This is a genomic window from Mesorhizobium sp. LMG 17147 (genome assembly GCF_024297145.1).
Taxonomy (GTDB): Bacteria; Pseudomonadota; Alphaproteobacteria; order Rhizobiales; family Rhizobiaceae; genus Mesorhizobium.
Map to the genome: position 1 here is coordinate 19,080 of NZ_JANCTC010000006.1, position 16,209 is coordinate 35,288.

The window sequence follows — 16,209 nt, forward strand, 5'->3', positions numbered from 1 at the left end:
ATCGCCATGGATGAAGATCGGATCATTTATGGCAACCCTGAGCCTTGGCTGGATTTGATGTTCAAAACGTCCGAGCAGCGATTTGTAAAGACGGACTCCGGTTCGACGTTTTATTCGTCGGCGCTTTCAACAGACACGAAATTTGGTGCTGCTGGTGTCGGTGTCGACATCCGATTGAATGACTGGGAAGCTGAGCCGACAAGCGACCCACGAATAGTCTTTTACCACGGCGACGTGAGACTGCGATCGCTTGGGGATCGAACCAAGAATCTGATTGCTGAAATGTCGGCTAAGTTTCCCTCCGCAGCGTCTGGCCAGGGAGCGCCTGCCGAAAAGCTGTTTGTGGAATGCGTTGCTCTAAATGGCGACCCCGCCAATCTGGAAACCCGGCAGTTTGTTGGAAAGCTGTCTTTTGGCGAGCCGGGTGACAACAATGAATGTCAGGTTTTTTTGACCATTGATGCCGCCAGGGAGAGCGGTTGGTTTGGCGAGAAAGATCCGGATGACTCGCACAAGGTTCTAGGCTGGTTGGCGAGGCTGTCATGACCCAGGCGTTGAATGACCTCTCTACCTATCTCGGCGAGAAGCTGACCGGCCGGATCGGCGAGGTGGTGTTTGCCTATGGCGAACTCACCATCTCGGTCGAACCGCGCGACCTGATCGAGGTAGTGACCTTCCTGCGCGACGACCCGAAATGCCAGTTCATCTCGATCATCGATGTCTGCGGCGCCGATTATCCGTCGCGGGCAAAGCGCTTCGACGTCGTCTATCATTTGCTGTCGCCGAGGCAGAATATCCGCATCCGCATCAAGGTCCAGGCCGACGAAGAGACGCTGGTGCCGTCAATCACCGGCATATATCCCGGCGCCGACTGGTTCGAACGCGAAACCTACGATCTCTATGGCGTGCTGTTTTCGGGCCATCCCGATCTGCGGCGGATTCTGACCGACTACGGCTTCGAAGGCCATCCGCTGCGCAAGGACTTTCCGCTGACCGGCTTCGTCGAGGTGCGCTACGACGACGAAGCCAAGCGCGTCATCTACGAGCCGGTGGAGCTCAAGCAGGAATTCCGCAATTTCGATTTTCTGTCCCCATGGGAAGGCACGGATTATGTTCTGCCGGGGGACGAGAAGGCAAAACAGTGAATGGCTGAAACCTCCGTCCGCAACTTCAACATCAATTTCGGCCCGCAGCATCCGGCTGCGCACGGCGTTTTGCGCCTCGTGCTGGAGCTCGACGGCGAGGTCGTCGACCGGGTCGATCCGCATATCGGACTGTTGCATCGCGGCACGGAAAAGCTGATCGAGCACAAGACTTATCTGCAGGCGGTGCCTTATCTCGACCGGCTCGACTATTGCGCGCCGATGAACCAGGAGCATGCCTTTGCGCTCGCAGCCGAGCGGCTGCTCGGCATCGAGGTGCCGAAGCGCGGGCAGCTTATTCGAGTTCTCTACTCTGAGATCGGCCGCATCATGTCGCACATCCTCAATGTGACGACGCAGGCGATGGATGTCGGCGCGCTGACGCCGCCGCTGTGGGGCTTCGTCGAGCGCGAAAAGCTGATGGTGTTCTATGAGCGTGCCAGCGGCTCGCGCATGCATGCGGCCTATTTCCGGCCGGGCGGCGTGCATCAGGACCTGCCGCAGAAGCTGATCGAGGACATCGGCAAGTGGATCGACCCGTTCCTGAAGTCGATCGACGACCTCGACGCACTCTTGACCGGCAACCGTATCTTCAAGCAGCGAAATGTCGACATTGCCACCGTCTCCCTGGCGGACGCCTGGGCCTGGGGGTTTTCCGGCGTCATGGTGCGCGGCTCGGGTGCGCCGTGGGACCTACGCAAATCGCAACCCTACGAATGCTATGCCGAGCTGGATTTCGACATTCCGGTCGGCAAGAACGGCGACTGTTTCGACCGTTATCTTGTACGCATGGAAGAGATGCGGCAGTCGGCGAAAATCATGCGCCAGTGCGTCGACCTGTTGCTCGGCAAGGAGGGCGGCGGGCCGGTGTCGAACCTCGACGGCAAGGTGGTGCCGCCGAAGCGCGCGGCGATGAAGCGCTCGATGGAAGCGCTGATCCATCACTTCAAGCTCTACACCGAAGGCTACCGCGTTCCGGCCGGCGAGGTCTATGCCGCGGTCGAGGCTCCGAAGGGCGAGTTCGGCGTCTATCTCGTCTCCGACGGCACCAACAAGCCCTACCGCTGCAAGCTGCGCGCGCCGGGCTTTGCGCATCTGCAAGCCATGGACTTTTTGTGCCGCGGCCACATGCTGGCCGACGTCACCGCCGTTCTCGGCTCCCTCGACATCGTGTTTGGTGAGGTCGATCGCTAAATGTCAGTCCGCCGTCTCGCAGAAGCCAGCCTCCAGCCAGCCTCCTTCGCCTTCAGCCGGGCGAATGCGGCAGCGGCGAAGCAGTGGATCAAGAAATATCCGAAGGGGCGCGAGCAATCCGCGATCATTCCCTTGCTCATGCTGGCGCAGGAGCAGGAAGGCTGGGTGACCAAGGCGGCGATCGAGGCAATCTCCGACATGCTCGGCATGCCCTATATCAGAGGGCTGGAAGTCGCCACCTTCTATACGCAATACCAGCTCAATCCGGTCGGCAGCCGCGCCCATATCCAGGTCTGCGGCACCACGCCCTGCATGCTGCGCGGCTCGGAAGCGCTGATGGACGTGTGCCGCTCGAAGATCCATCACGACCAGTTCCACACCAACGACAAAGGCACGCTATCGTGGGAGGAGGTCGAGTGCCTCGGCGCTTGCGTCAACGCGCCGATGGTGATGATATTCAAGGACACCTATGAGGATTTGACGCCGGAGCGGCTTGCCGAGATCATCGACCTTTATGACGCCGGCAAGGGCGCCACCGTGAAACCGGGACCGCAAAACGGCCGCATCACCTCTGAGCCGGCCAGTGGCCTGACGACCCTTAAGAGTGAAAAGGCGATCCTCAAGGCGACCCGCGACCGGGAAACCAGGGCCGCGACCAAGGCCGCCAAGGAAGCAGCGCCGGCGGCTAACGCCGCAGCGCCGGTTCCGCCTGCTGCCGCGCCTGCACCGGCGCCAGTTGCGCCCTCGAATGCCAGCAAGCCGAAGACCGATGCGGTCGAGACCAGCCCGGCGCTGAAATCGCCGTCGGTGACAAAAGTCGCGCCCGCGGCGGAGAAGGCGGCGAGCGTTGCTGCGCCTCTGCATTCGGCCGCCAATGCCAACAAGGCCGAGCCGCAGGTCGAGGACGTCTCGAAACAGCGCAAAGGCTCCAAGAACAAGGCCGAGCCGGCGTCTGCTTTCAAAGCGCCGGAGGCCAAGGTTAAACCGGCGAAGGCTGCCGCCGAAGCGGCCAAGCCGTCGCCCGGAAACGGGAGCCGGCCGACCGGCAAGAAGCCGGTCTGAAGGAACGAGCAATGCTTCAGGACAGAGACCGCATCTTCAACAACATCTACGGCCGCTTCGACAAGTCGCTGGCCGGCGCCATGGCGCGCGGCGCCTGGGACAACACGCCCGGCATCATCGCCAAGGGGCGCGAGTGGATCGTCAACGAGATGAAGGCATCGGGCCTGCGCGGCCGCGGCGGCGCCGGCTTCCCGACCGGGCTGAAATGGTCGTTCATGCCCAAGCAAAGCGACGGTCGGCCGAGCTATCTCGTCGTCAATGCCGACGAGTCCGAACCCGGCACCTGCAAGGACCGCGATATATTGCGCCACGATCCGCATACGCTGGTCGAGGGCTGCCTGATCGCCGGCTTCGCCATGGGCGCGGTCGCCGCCTACATCTATGTGCGCGGCGAGTTCATCCGCGAGCGCGAGGCGCTGCAACGCGCCATCGACGAGGCCTATGCGGCCAAGCTGATCGGCAAGAACAATACCTCCGGCTACGATTTCGACATTTACATGCACCATGGCGCCGGCGCCTATATCTGTGGCGAGGAAACGGCGCTGCTCGAAAGCCTCGAAGGCAAGAAAGGCCAGCCGCGGCTGAAGCCGCCGTTTCCGGCCAATGTCGGCCTCTATGGCTGCCCGACGACGGTCAACAATGTCGAGTCCATCGCCGTGGCGCCAACCATCCTGCGCCGCGGTGCGGCCTGGTTCTCGTCCTTCGGCCGGCCCAACAATGCCGGCACCAAGCTGTTCTGCATCTCCGGCCACGTCAACAATCCGTGCACCGTCGAAGAGGCGATGTCGATCCCGTTCCGCGAACTGATCGAGACGCATTGCGGCGGTATCCGCGGCGGCTGGGACAATCTGCTGGCGGTCATTCCGGGCGGCGCCTCGGTGCCGTTGGTGCCGGCCGAGCAGATCATCGACGCGCCGATGGATTTCGATGCGCTGCGCGACCTGAAATCGGGCCTAGGCACCGCGGCTGTCATCGTCATGGACAAATCGACCGATGTCGTGAAGGCGATCGCGCGGCTGTCCTATTTCTACAAGCACGAGAGCTGCGGCCAGTGCACGCCCTGCCGTGAGGGCACGGGCTGGATGTGGCGGGTGATGGAACGGCTGGTGCGCGGCGAGGCGCAGAAGCGCGAGATCGACATGCTGCTCGACGTGACCAAGCAGGTCGAGGGCCACACGATCTGCGCTCTGGGCGATGCGGCGGCATGGCCGATCCAGGGCCTGATGCGGCATTTCCGCGGCGAGGTGGAGCGGCGCATCGACGAGTTTTCGCGCAACGCACACCGCGCCGAACCGGTGCTGGCGGCGGCGGAATAGAAGAAGTCAAAAAATACGGGCGAATGCCCGAAACGAGGAAACGAGCGCGGGGCAGACGGAAACGACCAGGAGACCACCTATGTCGCTGTTTTCGATACCCGACGATTTGACGCCCGATGGGGACCCGTTCTTGCAGATGAACCAGGACCTGACCAGGACAATGCCGAAGGAGATGGCCAGCGCCGTCAATCTCCTGGCGCATCCTGTCGCCGGCGCGGCGGCGATGACGGCACTCGGCATCGGGCTTGCCAACCACGCCTTCGGCGTCTGGATGGGCGTGCTTTCAGGCGTGGCCGAGACCTCGCAGCGGCTTTGGCAGCCGGTCACCGAGGATTTCGAGGCCCGGACCGAACGCGTTTCCGCGCCCGGCAAAAGCTCCTCGACCAAGGCGCGCGCAGCCACCAAAACCCTGATTGCCGAGGCGCAGTCCTTCGCCAATGACGTGACCGACATTGCGACAAGCACTGCGGCGCGGAGCGTGGCGAATGCGAGCGCCGTTGCAGCGGACGCATCGGCCGGGCTCATGCCGGAGGATTTCAAGCAGCCCAAGCCGATGGACCGGCCAGCCGTGCCCGCCGACCTCAAGGCAATATCGGGTATCGGGCCGAAACTGGAAAAGGTGCTGAACGGCCTTGGCATCTGGACATACGCCCAGATTGCCGCGTGGACGCCGCAAGAGATCGCCTGGGTCGAAGATTACCTGTCGTTGAAGGGCCGTATCGGCCGTGACGGCTGGATCGGTCAGGCGGCCGCATTGGCCGGGGCCAAAAATTGAATTCAATACCGTGCGCGGTGTCGGCTGCGCCCGGAAGGAAAGATTGCGGAACGTCCGCAGAGGTTTGAGGCGAAATGGCAAAGCTCAAGGTCGACGGGAAAGAGATCACTGTACCCGACCACTACACGTTGCTGCAGGCGGCCGAGGACGCAGGTGCTGAAGTGCCGCGCTTCTGCTTCCATGAGCGGCTGTCGATCGCCGGCAATTGCCGCATGTGCCTGATCGAGGTGAAGGGCGGCCCGCCCAAGCCGCAGGCGTCCTGCGCCATGGGCGTGCGCGACCTGCGCCCCGGTCCAAATGGCGAGCCGCCGGAAATCTTCACCAACACGCCGATGGTCAAGAAGGCCCGCGAAGGCGTGATGGAATTCCTGCTGATCAACCATCCGCTGGATTGCCCGATCTGCGATCAGGGCGGCGAGTGCGACCTGCAGGACCAGGCGATGGCGTTCGGCGTCGATTCCTCGCGCTACCATGAGAACAAGCGGGCGGTCGAAGACAAGTATATCGGGCCGCTGGTCAAGACGATCATGAACCGCTGCATCCATTGCACGCGCTGCGTCCGCTTTACCACCGAGATTGCGGGCATATCCGAGCTCGGCCTGATCGGCCGCGGCGAGGATGCCGAGATCACCACCTATCTCGAAAGCGCGATGACGTCGGAACTGCAGGGCAATGTCATCGACCTTTGCCCGGTCGGTGCGCTGACCTCCAAACCCTACGCCTTCCAGGCACGGCCGTGGGAACTGACCAAGACAGAATCCATCGACGTGATGGACGCCGTCGGCTCCGCGATCCGCGTCGATAGCCGGGGCCGCGAAGTGATGCGCATCCTGCCGCGTACCAACGAGGCGGTGAACGAGGAATGGATTTCCGACAAGACCCGCTTCATCTGGGACGGCTTGCGCACGCAGCGCCTCGACCGCCCCTATGTGCGCAAGGACGGCAGACTGGCACCGGCAAGCTGGGCCGAGGCTTTTTCCGCGATCAAGGAAGCGGTGTCGAATGCCGCACCCGAAAAGATCGGTGCCATTGCCGGCGATCTTGCCGCCGTCGAGGAGATCTACGCGCTTAAGCTTCTGATGGCTTCGCTCGGCTCGAAGAACACCGACTGCCGCCAGGACGGTGCCGCACTCGATCCGTCGCTCGGCCGGGCGAGCTATGTCTTCAACCCGACCATCGAAGGCATCGAACAGGCCGATGCGGTGCTGATCATCGGCGCCAATCCGCGCTTCGAGGCATCCTTGCTCAACGCCCGCATCCGCAAGCGCTGGCGGGCCGGCAATCTGCCGGTCGGCGTCATCGGCGATGTCGGCGATACGCGCTATGATTACGAGCAGCTCGGCGCTGGACCGGAATCGCTGAAGGATCTGGCCGACGGCAACGGCAAGTTCTTCCAACTGCTGAAGAAGGCGACGCATCCGCTGATCATCGTCGGACAGGGTGCGCTGGCGCGTCCGGACGGCGCGGCCGTGCTTGGCCAGGCGGCGAAGCTCGCCGTCGCAGTCAACGCCGCTAGGGCCGACTGGAACGGCTTTGCCGTGCTGCACACCGCCGCGGCGCGTGTCGGCGGCCTCGATGTCGGCTTCGTACCGGGCGAGGGCGGCAGGAATGTCGCCGGCATGCTGGGCGAGACCGACGTGCTGTTCCTGCTCGGCGCCGACGAGATCGACATGGCCAAGACCGGCGGCGCTTTCGTCGTCTATATCGGCACGCATGGCGACAAGGGCGCGCATCGCGCTAACGTCATCCTGCCGGGTGCCGCCTATACCGAGAAGTCGGGCACCTTCGTCAACACCGAGGGCCGCGTGCAGCAGACCAACCGGGCCGGCTTTGCGCCCGGCGAAGCGCGCGAGGACTGGGCGATTCTCAGGGCTCTGTCGGATGTGCTCGGCAAGAAGCTGCCGTTCGATTCGCTGCCGCAGCTACGCGCAAAGCTCTATGCGCAATACCCGCATCTTGCCCGCATCGACCATGTCGCGGCCGGCGACCCGGCCGACATCGCCAGGGTGGCCAAGCTCGGCGGGCGGCTGAACAAGGGCACCTTCACCTCACCGGTCAAGGATTTCTACCTGACCAATCCGATCGCGCGGGCTTCCGCGGTGATGGCCGAATGCTCGGCTTTGGCGAAAAACGGCTTCAGGCAGGCGGCGGAGTAGATATGGACACCTTCTTCTCCTTTTATGTGCTGCCGGCGCTGCTGATCCTTTTGAAGTCGGTCGTGCTGATCGTCGTTCTGTTGATCTTCGTCGCCTATGTGCTTTACGCAGACCGCAAGATCTGGGCGGCGGTGCAATTGCGCCGCGGACCGAACGTCGTCGGCCCGTGGGGCACGCTGCAGGCCTTCGCCGATCTGCTGAAATTCGTCTTCAAGGAACCGGTGATCCCGTCCGGCGCCAATAAGGGCGTTTTCCTGCTGGCGCCCTTGGTGTCGGCGGTGCTGGCGATCTCTGCATGGGCGGTCATACCGGTCAATGAAGGCTGGGCGATCGCCAACGTCAATGTCGGCATCCTCTATGTCTTCGCCATCTCCTCGCTCGAGGTCTATGGCGTGATCATGGGCGGCTGGGCGTCCAATTCGAAATACCCGTTCCTTGGCGCGCTGCGCTCGGCGGCGCAGATGGTGTCCTACGAAGTCTCGATCGGCTTTGTCATCGTCACCGTGCTGCTTTGCGTCGGCTCGCTCAACCTGTCCGACATCGTCCTGTCGCAGCAGGACGGGCTGGGCACGCGGCTCGGCCTGCCCAACACCTTCCTCGACTGGCATTGGCTGTCGCTGTTCCCGATGTTCATCGTCTTCTTCATCTCGGCGCTGGCCGAAACCAACCGTCCGCCCTTCGATCTTGTGGAAGCCGAATCGGAACTCGTCGCCGGCCATATGGTCGAATATTCGTCGACGCCGTTCCTGCTGTTCTTCCTCGGCGAATATGTCGCCGTCGTCCTGATGTGCGCTCTGGCCACCATCCTATTCCTTGGCGGCTGGCTGCCGCCCTTCAACTTCGCGCCGTTCACCTGGGTGCCGTGGCTGATCTGGTTCGTGCTCAAGGTCTGCCTGGTGTTCTTCATGTTCTCGATGGTGAAGGCGTTCGTGCCGCGCTATCGCTACGACCAACTGATGCGGCTCGGCTGGAAGGTGTTCCTGCCGATCTCGCTATTCATGGTGGTCGCCACCGCCGCTTTCCTAAAGATCACGGGGTTTGCCTGATGTCTGCATTATCCCAGGCCGCCAAGTCACTGCTTTTGCAGGATTTCGTCGGCGCTTTCTTCCTGTCGATGCGCCAGTTCTTCGCGCCGAAGGAGACGATCAACTATCCGCATGAGAAGGGACCGGTCAGCCCGCGCTTCCGCGGCGAGCATGCGCTGCGCCGCTACCCGAACGGCGAGGAACGCTGCATCGCCTGCAAATTGTGCGAGGCGATCTGCCCGGCACAGGCCATCACCATCGAAGCCGGCCCGCGCCGCAACGACGGCACGCGGCGCACCGTGCGCTACGACATCGATATGGTGAAATGCATCTATTGCGGCTTCTGTCAGGAAGCCTGCCCGGTCGACGCCATCGTCGAGGGACCGAATTTCGAATTCGCGACGGAGACGCGCGAGGAACTTTATTACGACAAGGACAGGCTCCTGGCCAATGGCGACCGCTGGGAGCGTGAACTGGCGCGCAACATCTCGCTGGATGCGCCTTACCGCTGATATTTGATGCATGAACGGGGCGAGGGTCTCGTTCAGAGGATGATCCCGAAAAGTTGCATACTTTTCGGACAAGATCATCCTCCGGAATGAAAGAGTGTCGCATGTTTTCTTTTCGATCGGGTCTTTCAACCCGATCGGAACATGCGATAGGAACACGCAACTTGCCGACCGGAGGCGGTGGCAAAAAACAGGACGAACGTCCTGTTCTGACAGGAAACCCGGGGGAACCCATGCTGAGTGGACTAGAGGCGGCCTTTTTCTACCTCTTCGCCTTTGTCGCGGTGGCATCGGCGTTCATGGTCATTTCGGCGCGCAATCCCGTGCATTCTGTGCTGTTCCTGATCCTGACCTTCTTCAACGCCGCCGGCCTGTTCATGCTGACCGGCGCCGAGTTCCTGGCGATGATCCTGCTCGTCGTCTATGTCGGCGCGGTGCTGGTGCTGTTCCTGTTCGTGGTCATGATGCTCGACGTCGACTTCGCCGAAATGAAGGAAGGCGCCCTGCAATATGCACCGATCGGCGCGCTGGTCGGGCTGATCCTGGCGGCGGAGCTGATCGTGGTGCTCGGCGGCTATACATTCGCGCCGAAACTGGCGGCGACGGTCGCCAAGCCCATTCCGGACCTGGCCGCGCGCTCCAATACGGCAGCGCTCGGCGACATCCTTTATACGGATTATCTCTATTACTTCCAGATCGCCGGGCTGGTGCTGCTGGTCGCCATGATCGGCGCCATCGTGCTGACGCTGCGCCACAAGCCGGGCGTCAAGCGGCAGTCGATCGCCGCCCAGGTCGGCCGCACGGCGGCAACCGGAGTGGAAATCCGCAAGGTCAAGACGGGCGAAGGAGTCTGAGATGGTCGTCGGCATCGCGCACTACCTGACCGTATCGGCGATCCTGTTCACGCTCGGCGTGTTCGGCATCTTCCTGAACCGCAGGAACGTCATCGTCATCCTGATGTCGATCGAGCTGATCCTGCTTGCGGTCAACATCAATTTCGTCGCCTTTTCGGCGGCGCTCGGCGATTTGGTCGGCCAGGTGTTCGCACTGTTCGTGCTGACGGTCGCGGCGGCCGAAGCGGCGATCGGCCTTGCCATTCTCGTCGTCTTCTTCCGCAACCGCGGCTCGATCGCGGTCGAAGACGTGAACATGATGAAGGGTTGACGGAACCACCATGTATCAGGCCATCGTCTTCCTTCCGCTGCTCGGCTTCCTGATCGTCGGCCTGTTCGGCACTTCGCTCGGGGCCAAGGCTTCTGAATACATCACCTCCGGCTTCCTGGTGATCGCGGCTGTGCTGTCGTGGGTTGCCTTCTTCTCGGTCGGCTTCGGCGGCGGCGAGGTGTTCACCGTGCCGGTGCTGCGCTGGATCCAGTCAGGCGGCCTCGAAGCGTCGTGGGCGCTGCGGATCGATACGCTGACCGTAGTGATGCTGGTCGTCGTCAATACGGTGTCGGCGCTGGTCCATGTTTACTCGATCGGCTACATGCATCACGACCCGGACCGGCCGCGCTTCTTCGCCTATCTGTCGCTGTTCACCTTCGCCATGCTGATGCTGGTGACGGCCGACAACCTCGTGCAGATGTTCTTCGGCTGGGAAGGCGTCGGCCTTGCCTCCTATCTGCTGATCGGCTTCTGGTACAAGAAGCCGTCGGCCAATGCGGCCGCGATCAAGGCCTTCGTCGTCAACCGCGTCGGCGATTTCGGCTTTGCGCTCGGCATATTCGGCGTGTTCGTGCTGTTCGGCTCGGTCAATCTCGGCACCATCTTCGCCAATGCGGCGACGTTCATTCCGGCGGAAGGCGCGCCACAAGGCGCGGCCGTACTGACCTTCCTCGGCTATGCGCTTGATAAGCAGGCCGCGATGACGGTCGTCTGCCTGCTCCTGTTCATGGGCGCCATGGGCAAGTCGGCGCAGGTGCCGCTGCACACCTGGCTCCCGGATGCCATGGAGGGCCCGACGCCGGTCTCGGCATTGATCCATGCCGCCACCATGGTGACGGCAGGCGTGTTCATGCTGGCGCGGCTGTCGCCGCTGTTCGAGCTGTCGCATTCGGCACTGACGGTGGTCACCTTCATCGGCGCCTTCACCGCCTTCTTCGCGGCGACAGTCGGTCTTGTCCAGAACGACATCAAGCGCGTCATCGCCTATTCGACCTGTTCGCAGCTCGGCTACATGTTCGTGGCGTTGGGCGTCGGCGCCTATGGCGCGGCGATTTTCCATCTGTTCACCCATGCCTTCTTCAAGGCGCTACTGTTCCTCGGCTCGGGCTCGGTCATCCACGCCGTCTCCGACGAGCAGGACATGCGCAAAATGGGTGGCCTAAGGACGCTGATCCCGACGACTTACTGGATGATGGTGATCGGCACGCTGGCGCTGACCGGTGTCGGCATTCCGGTAACGATCATCGGCACGGCCGGCTTCTTTTCCAAGGACGCCATCATCGAAGCGGCCTTCGCCGGCCACAATGCGGTCGCCGCGTTTGCCTTCATATTGCTGGTCATTGCTGCCTGCTTCACCTCCTTCTACTCCTGGCGGCTGATCTTCATGACCTTCCACGGCGAGCCGCGGGCCAGCCACGAGGTCATGCACCATGTCCATGAATCACCGCCGGTCATGCTGGTGCCGCTGTTCATCCTGGCCGCGGGCGCGCTGTTCGCGGGGGTGATCTTCCACGGCGCCTTCATCGGCGAGGGCTATGCCGAATTCTGGAAGGCGTCGCTGTTCACGCTCCCGGACAACCATATCCTGCACGAAATCCACGAAGTGCCATTATGGGTCGAGCTGTCGCCGTTCATCGCCATGCTGATCGGCTTTGCGATAGCCTGGCAGTTCTATATTCGCGCGCCGGAAATGCCTCGGAGCGTCGCCGCTAACCATCGCCTGCTCTACGCCTTCCTGCTCAACAAATGGTATTTCGACGAGCTCTACGACTTCCTGTTCGTGCGGCCGGCAAAGCGCCTCGGCAGCTTCCTGTGGAAGACCGGCGACGGCACCGTCATCGACGGGCTCGGGCCGGACGGCATTTCGGCGCGCGTCGTCGACGTCACCAACCGGGTCGTCAAGCTGCAGACCGGCTATCTCTACCACTATGCCTTCGCCATGCTGATCGGCGTTGCCGCACTCGTCACCTGGATGATGCTCTGATGACCGCCTGGCCGATCCTATCGCTGGTCACCTTCCTGCCGCTGGTTGGTGTGCTGCTCATCCTCTTCGTACGTGATGACAGCGAGAACGCGCGCCGCAACATCCGCGCCATCGCGCTGTTCACGACTGCGTTCACGTTTGTGATTTCGCTGTTTATCTGGACCGGCTTCGATAATTCGCAACCCGGCTTCCAGTTTGTCGAGAAGTTTGCCTGGCTGGATTCCGGCATCTCCTACCATATGGGCGTAGACGGCATCTCCATGCTGTTCGTCATCCTGACCACCTTCCTAATGCCGCTCTGCATTCTCGCCTCGTGGGAATCGATCGAGAAGCGCGTCAAAGCCTATATGATCGCCTTCCTGCTGCTCGAGACGCTGATGATCGGCGTGTTCTGTGCGCTCGACATCGTCTTGTTCTACGTCTTCTTCGAAGCCGGCCTTATCCCGATGTTCATCATCATCGGCGTGTGGGGCGGCAAGCGGCGCGTCTATGCCTCGTTCAAGTTCTTCCTCTACACCCTGGCCGGCTCGGTGCTGATGCTGCTCGCCGTCATGGCGATGTTCTTCCAGTCCGGCACCACCGATATCCCGACGCTTCTGACGCATAATTTCCCGGCCAATATGCAGACCTGGCTATGGCTTGCCTTCTTCGCGTCCTTTGCGGTGAAGATGCCGATGTGGCCGGTGCATACCTGGCTGCCGGACGCCCATGTCGAAGCGCCGACGGCCGGCTCGGTGATCCTGGCCGCCATCCTGCTCAAGATGGGCGGGTATGGCTTCCTGCGTTTTTCGCTGCCGATGTTTCCGATCGCATCCGAAATGTTCGCGCCGCTGATCTTCACGCTTTCCGTTGTCGCCATCATCTACACCTCGCTGGTGGCGCTGATGCAGGAGGACATGAAGAAGCTGATCGCCTATTCGTCGGTCGCTCACATGGGCTTCGTTACCATGGGCATCTTCGCGATGAACCAGGAAGGCGTCCAGGGCTCGATCTTCCAGATGCTGTCGCACGGCCTGGTCTCCGGCGCGCTGTTCCTCTGCGTCGGCGTCGTTTACGACCGCATGCACACGCGCGACATCGACGCCTATGGCGGGTTGGTCAACAACATGCCGAAATATGCAACCGTGTTCATGATCTTCACCATGGCCAATGTCGGCCTGCCCGGCACCAGCGGCTTCGTCGGCGAGTTCCTGACCATGCTCGGCGTGTTCCGGGTCAACACCTGGGTGGCGTTCTTCGCCGCCACCGGCGTCATACTGTCGGCGGCCTATGCGCTCTGGCTCTACCGCAAGGTGATCTTCGGCGCACTGACCAAGGAAAGCCTGAAAGGTTTGCTCGACCTGTCGACGCGCGAAAAGGTGATCATCTATCCGCTGGTCGCGCTGGTCATCTTCTTCGGCGTCTATCCGGCGCCGATCTTCGACGCGACGGCCGAATCGGTCAAGGCGCTCGTTACCAATGTCACCGCATCCATCGGCGCCGCGCAGACCGCGGCGGCGAACTGACTGGGGGTTTGCGAACCATGACGCCGGACCTTCTCTCCAGCCTGTCGCTCTCGACGCCAGAGCTGATCCTCGCCATCGGCGCCTTGGCGCTGTTGATGCTCGGCGCCTATTCTCGCGCCAACACCGCCGTCACGGTGAGCGGCCTTGCTGTTGCCGTGCTGGTGATCGCCGGCGCCTGGCTGATCTTTTCCCCGGAGCAGGGCAACGCTTACGGCGAAGCCTTCATCCAGGACCCATTCGCCCGCTTCATGAAGATGTTGGCGCTGGTCGGCTCGGCGGTGACGCTGGTCATGTCGGTTCGCTTTGCCCAGGCGGAGCGTTTCGACAAATTCGAATATCCGGTGCTGATCCTGCTCTGCACGCTCGGCATGATGCTGATGATCTCGGCCAACGGCATGATCGGGCTCTATCTCGGCCTCGAGCTGCAGTCGCTGGCGATCTACGTGCTGGCGGCGATCAACCGCGATAATCTGCGCTCGACCGAGGCCGGGCTGAAGTACTTCGTCCTTGGCGCGCTGTCTTCGGGCATGCTGCTTTACGGCATCTCGCTGGTCTACGGCTACACGGGCAACACCGGCTTCCAGGAGATCGCCGCGGCGCTGAGCGGCGGCGAGCGCCAGCTCGGCCTCGTCTTTGGCCTGGTCTTTGTGCTGGCCGGCCTTGCCTTCAAGATCTCGGCGGTGCCGTTCCATATGTGGACGCCCGACGTCTATGAGGGCGCGCCGACGCCGGTGACGGCCTTTCTGGCGGCGGCACCGAAGATGGCGGCGATGGCGCTGATGGTGCGCGTCACCATGGGCGCCTTCAAGCCGATCGCCGCCGACTGGCAGCAGATCATCGTCTTCATCTCGATCGCCTCGATGGCGCTCGGCGCATTCGCGGCCATCGGCCAGACCAACATCAAGCGGCTGATGGCCTATTCGTCCATCGGCCATATGGGTTATGCTCTGGTCGGCCTTGCCGCCAACAGCCAGGACGGCGTGCGCGGCGTCGCCATCTACATGCTGATCTATCTGGTGATGACGCTCGGCACCTTCGCCTTCATCCTCGCCATGCGGCGCAAGGAGGGCAATGTCGAGCAGATCAGCGATCTCGCCGGCCTGTCGGCGACCAACCCGATCATGGCGACGATCCTCACCATCATGATGTTCTCGCTGGCCGGTATCCCGCCGCTCGCCGGCTTCTGGGGGAAATGGTACGTGTTCCTCGCCGCCATCAATGCCAACCTCTATGCGCTGGCGATCATCGGCGTGCTGGCCTCTGTGGTGGGCGCCTATTATTATCTGCGCATCATCAAGATCATGTGGTTCGACGAACCGGTCGGCGGCTTCGTGCCGATGGCGACCGAACTGCGCGTCGTGCTCGGCGCCTGCGGCGCTTTCGTGCTGTTCTACGTGCTGATCGGCGGCCCGATCGGAACCTACGCAGCCGCCGCGGCCAAGACCTTCTTCTAACGGAATGACGTTCAGGCTGGCTCCAACCGCGGCTTCGGAAGGGTTCCGGCTCGAGGCGCACGATACGGTCGGCTCCACCAATGCGTTGGCGCTGGAGCACGCGCGGGCCGGCGATCCGGGCAAACTCTGGGTCGTCTCAAAAAAGCAAGAAGCGGGACGTGGCCGCCGCGGCCGCGCCTGGGCGACGCCCGAAGGCAACCTGGCGGCGACGCTGCTGGTGATCACCAACACCGAGCTTCGACTTGCCGCGACGCTCGGCTTCGTTGCCGGACTGGCGCTGGCCGACGCGCTCGACGCCGTCGTGCCGAAAGGCAGGATTGCGATCGGCCTCGATGGTGCGAGCCAGGGCAAGAACCGCTTCGAGTTGAAATGGCCGAACGACGTGCTTGCCTCGGGCGCCAAGCTCGCCGGCATCCTGCTGGAATCGGCGATGCTGGATGGCGACCGTTCGGCGGTGGCTGTCGGCATCGGCGTCAATGTGGTGGCTTATCCCAATGATTTGCCCTATCCAGCGACGTCGCTCAACGCGCTGGGGTCTGCTTGCGATGCCGAAACGCTGTTTCTGGCGCTGTCGGATGCATGGAGCGAGAATGCCCGGCTGTGGAACGAAGGGCGTGGGCTTGCCGCCGTCAGGCGGCGCTGGCTGGCGCGTGCGGCGGGGCTTGGCGGGCAGGTTGCTGTCAGAATTGACGGTAATGTGGTGCGCGGCACCTTCGAGACCATTGACGAAGACTGCCGTTTCGTGATCCGCGACGATGAAGGCTCGGTTCTGACGATCGCCGCCGGGGACGTGCATTTCGGCGCGGTCGCATCGGCCGCCGGTTGACTGGCCAATAGGTTTGACTGGCCAGGTATTTGACCAGCTTGAATTTGACCGGCCGACAATTTTGATTGGCCGACAATTTTGACCGGCCCACAATTTG

Annotated in this window: 15 protein-coding genes; all 15 read left to right on the top strand. The window is 62.4% G+C overall.

Annotated features, from left to right (window positions below):
• The first annotated feature begins 6 nt into the window (after positions 1–6).
• The 15 genes from NMG46_RS13260 (at position 7) to NMG46_RS13330 (ending at position 16,112) form a co-directional block, all read left to right on the top strand.
• Positions 7–546: a hypothetical protein gene (locus tag NMG46_RS13260; RefSeq protein WP_254818101.1), complete on the top strand. Its 540-nt coding sequence runs from the start codon at positions 7–9 to the stop codon at positions 544–546.
• Positions 543–1,145: an NADH-quinone oxidoreductase subunit C gene (locus NMG46_RS13265; protein WP_254818102.1), complete on the top strand. Its 603-nt coding sequence runs from the start codon at positions 543–545 to the stop codon at positions 1,143–1,145. The genes NMG46_RS13260 and NMG46_RS13265 overlap by 4 nt, the downstream gene beginning before the upstream one ends.
• Positions 1,146–2,336 (top strand): NADH-quinone oxidoreductase subunit D, encoded by a 1,191-nt coding sequence (locus NMG46_RS13270; protein ID WP_254818103.1) that lies wholly within the window; start codon positions 1,146–1,148, stop codon positions 2,334–2,336.
• Positions 2,337–3,398, top strand: a complete 1,062-nt coding sequence (gene nuoE / locus NMG46_RS13275) for an NADH-quinone oxidoreductase subunit NuoE (RefSeq protein WP_254818104.1) — start codon at positions 2,337–2,339, stop codon at positions 3,396–3,398. It begins immediately after the preceding gene.
• Positions 3,399–3,409: 11 nt separating this feature from the next.
• The gene (nuoF, locus tag NMG46_RS13280) at positions 3,410–4,714 is read left to right on the top strand and encodes an NADH-quinone oxidoreductase subunit NuoF (RefSeq protein ID WP_254818105.1); all 1,305 of its coding nucleotides are present in this window, start codon (positions 3,410–3,412) and stop codon (positions 4,712–4,714) included.
• Positions 4,715–4,793: 79 nt separating this feature from the next.
• Positions 4,794–5,489: an NADH-ubiquinone dehydrogenase gene (locus NMG46_RS13285; protein WP_254818106.1), complete on the top strand. Its 696-nt coding sequence runs from the start codon at positions 4,794–4,796 to the stop codon at positions 5,487–5,489.
• A gap of 74 nt (positions 5,490–5,563) precedes the next feature.
• On the top strand, positions 5,564–7,645 hold the full coding sequence (nuoG, locus tag NMG46_RS13290; RefSeq protein WP_254818107.1) for an NADH-quinone oxidoreductase subunit NuoG: 2,082 nt from the start codon (positions 5,564–5,566) through the stop codon (positions 7,643–7,645).
• Between the two features lie 2 nt (positions 7,646–7,647).
• Positions 7,648–8,691, top strand: a complete 1,044-nt coding sequence (gene nuoH, locus NMG46_RS13295; protein WP_254818108.1) for an NADH-quinone oxidoreductase subunit NuoH — start codon at positions 7,648–7,650, stop codon at positions 8,689–8,691.
• On the top strand, positions 8,691–9,182 hold the full coding sequence (nuoI, locus tag NMG46_RS13300; protein WP_254818109.1) for an NADH-quinone oxidoreductase subunit NuoI: 492 nt from the start codon (positions 8,691–8,693) through the stop codon (positions 9,180–9,182). Before nuoH ends, nuoI begins: the two co-directional genes overlap by 1 nt.
• 230 nt (positions 9,183–9,412) lie before the next feature.
• Positions 9,413–10,033: an NADH-quinone oxidoreductase subunit J gene (locus NMG46_RS13305; protein ID WP_254818110.1), complete on the top strand. Its 621-nt coding sequence runs from the start codon at positions 9,413–9,415 to the stop codon at positions 10,031–10,033.
• Between the two features lies 1 nt (position 10,034).
• Positions 10,035–10,343: an NADH-quinone oxidoreductase subunit NuoK gene (nuoK, locus tag NMG46_RS13310; protein ID WP_023676620.1), complete on the top strand. Its 309-nt coding sequence runs from the start codon at positions 10,035–10,037 to the stop codon at positions 10,341–10,343.
• Positions 10,344–10,353: 10 nt separating this feature from the next.
• On the top strand, positions 10,354–12,327 hold the full coding sequence (gene nuoL / locus NMG46_RS13315) for an NADH-quinone oxidoreductase subunit L (protein ID WP_254818111.1): 1,974 nt from the start codon (positions 10,354–10,356) through the stop codon (positions 12,325–12,327).
• Complete coding sequence (locus NMG46_RS13320) at positions 12,327–13,832, top strand: NADH-quinone oxidoreductase subunit M (protein ID WP_254818112.1); 1,506 nt, start codon at positions 12,327–12,329, stop codon at positions 13,830–13,832. The genes nuoL and NMG46_RS13320 overlap by 1 nt, the downstream gene beginning before the upstream one ends.
• A 17-nt stretch (positions 13,833–13,849) precedes the next feature.
• Positions 13,850–15,286 carry an NADH-quinone oxidoreductase subunit NuoN gene (nuoN, locus tag NMG46_RS13325; protein WP_254818113.1) on the top strand — a complete coding sequence of 479 codons (1,437 nt, stop codon included), beginning with the start codon at positions 13,850–13,852 and terminating at the stop codon, positions 15,284–15,286.
• A 4-nt stretch (positions 15,287–15,290) separates the two neighbouring features.
• The gene (locus tag NMG46_RS13330; protein WP_254818114.1) at positions 15,291–16,112 is read left to right on the top strand and encodes a biotin--[acetyl-CoA-carboxylase] ligase; all 822 of its coding nucleotides are present in this window, start codon (positions 15,291–15,293) and stop codon (positions 16,110–16,112) included.
• The last annotated feature ends 97 nt before the right edge of the window (positions 16,113–16,209 follow it).

Bases quoted from the DNA above. Each gene is read 5' to 3' on its own strand.
- NMG46_RS13260 (WP_254818101.1), top strand. From the start codon at position 7: ATGGATGAAGATCGGATCATTTATGGCAACCCTGAGCCTTGGCTGGAT.
- NMG46_RS13265 (WP_254818102.1), top strand. From the start codon at position 543: ATGACCCAGGCGTTGAATGACCTCTCTACCTATCTCGGCGAGAAGCTG.
- NMG46_RS13270 (WP_254818103.1), top strand. From the start codon at position 1,146: ATGGCTGAAACCTCCGTCCGCAACTTCAACATCAATTTCGGCCCGCAG.
- nuoE (WP_254818104.1), top strand. From the start codon at position 2,337: ATGTCAGTCCGCCGTCTCGCAGAAGCCAGCCTCCAGCCAGCCTCCTTC.
- nuoF (WP_254818105.1), top strand. From the start codon at position 3,410: ATGCTTCAGGACAGAGACCGCATCTTCAACAACATCTACGGCCGCTTC.
- NMG46_RS13285 (WP_254818106.1), top strand. From the start codon at position 4,794: ATGTCGCTGTTTTCGATACCCGACGATTTGACGCCCGATGGGGACCCG.
- nuoG (WP_254818107.1), top strand. From the start codon at position 5,564: ATGGCAAAGCTCAAGGTCGACGGGAAAGAGATCACTGTACCCGACCAC.
- nuoH (WP_254818108.1), top strand. From the start codon at position 7,648: ATGGACACCTTCTTCTCCTTTTATGTGCTGCCGGCGCTGCTGATCCTT.
- nuoI (WP_254818109.1), top strand. From the start codon at position 8,691: ATGTCTGCATTATCCCAGGCCGCCAAGTCACTGCTTTTGCAGGATTTC.
- NMG46_RS13305 (WP_254818110.1), top strand. From the start codon at position 9,413: ATGCTGAGTGGACTAGAGGCGGCCTTTTTCTACCTCTTCGCCTTTGTC.
- nuoK (WP_023676620.1), top strand. From the start codon at position 10,035: ATGGTCGTCGGCATCGCGCACTACCTGACCGTATCGGCGATCCTGTTC.
- nuoL (WP_254818111.1), top strand. From the start codon at position 10,354: ATGTATCAGGCCATCGTCTTCCTTCCGCTGCTCGGCTTCCTGATCGTC.
- NMG46_RS13320 (WP_254818112.1), top strand. From the start codon at position 12,327: ATGACCGCCTGGCCGATCCTATCGCTGGTCACCTTCCTGCCGCTGGTT.
- nuoN (WP_254818113.1), top strand. From the start codon at position 13,850: ATGACGCCGGACCTTCTCTCCAGCCTGTCGCTCTCGACGCCAGAGCTG.
- NMG46_RS13330 (WP_254818114.1), top strand. From the start codon at position 15,291: ATGACGTTCAGGCTGGCTCCAACCGCGGCTTCGGAAGGGTTCCGGCTC.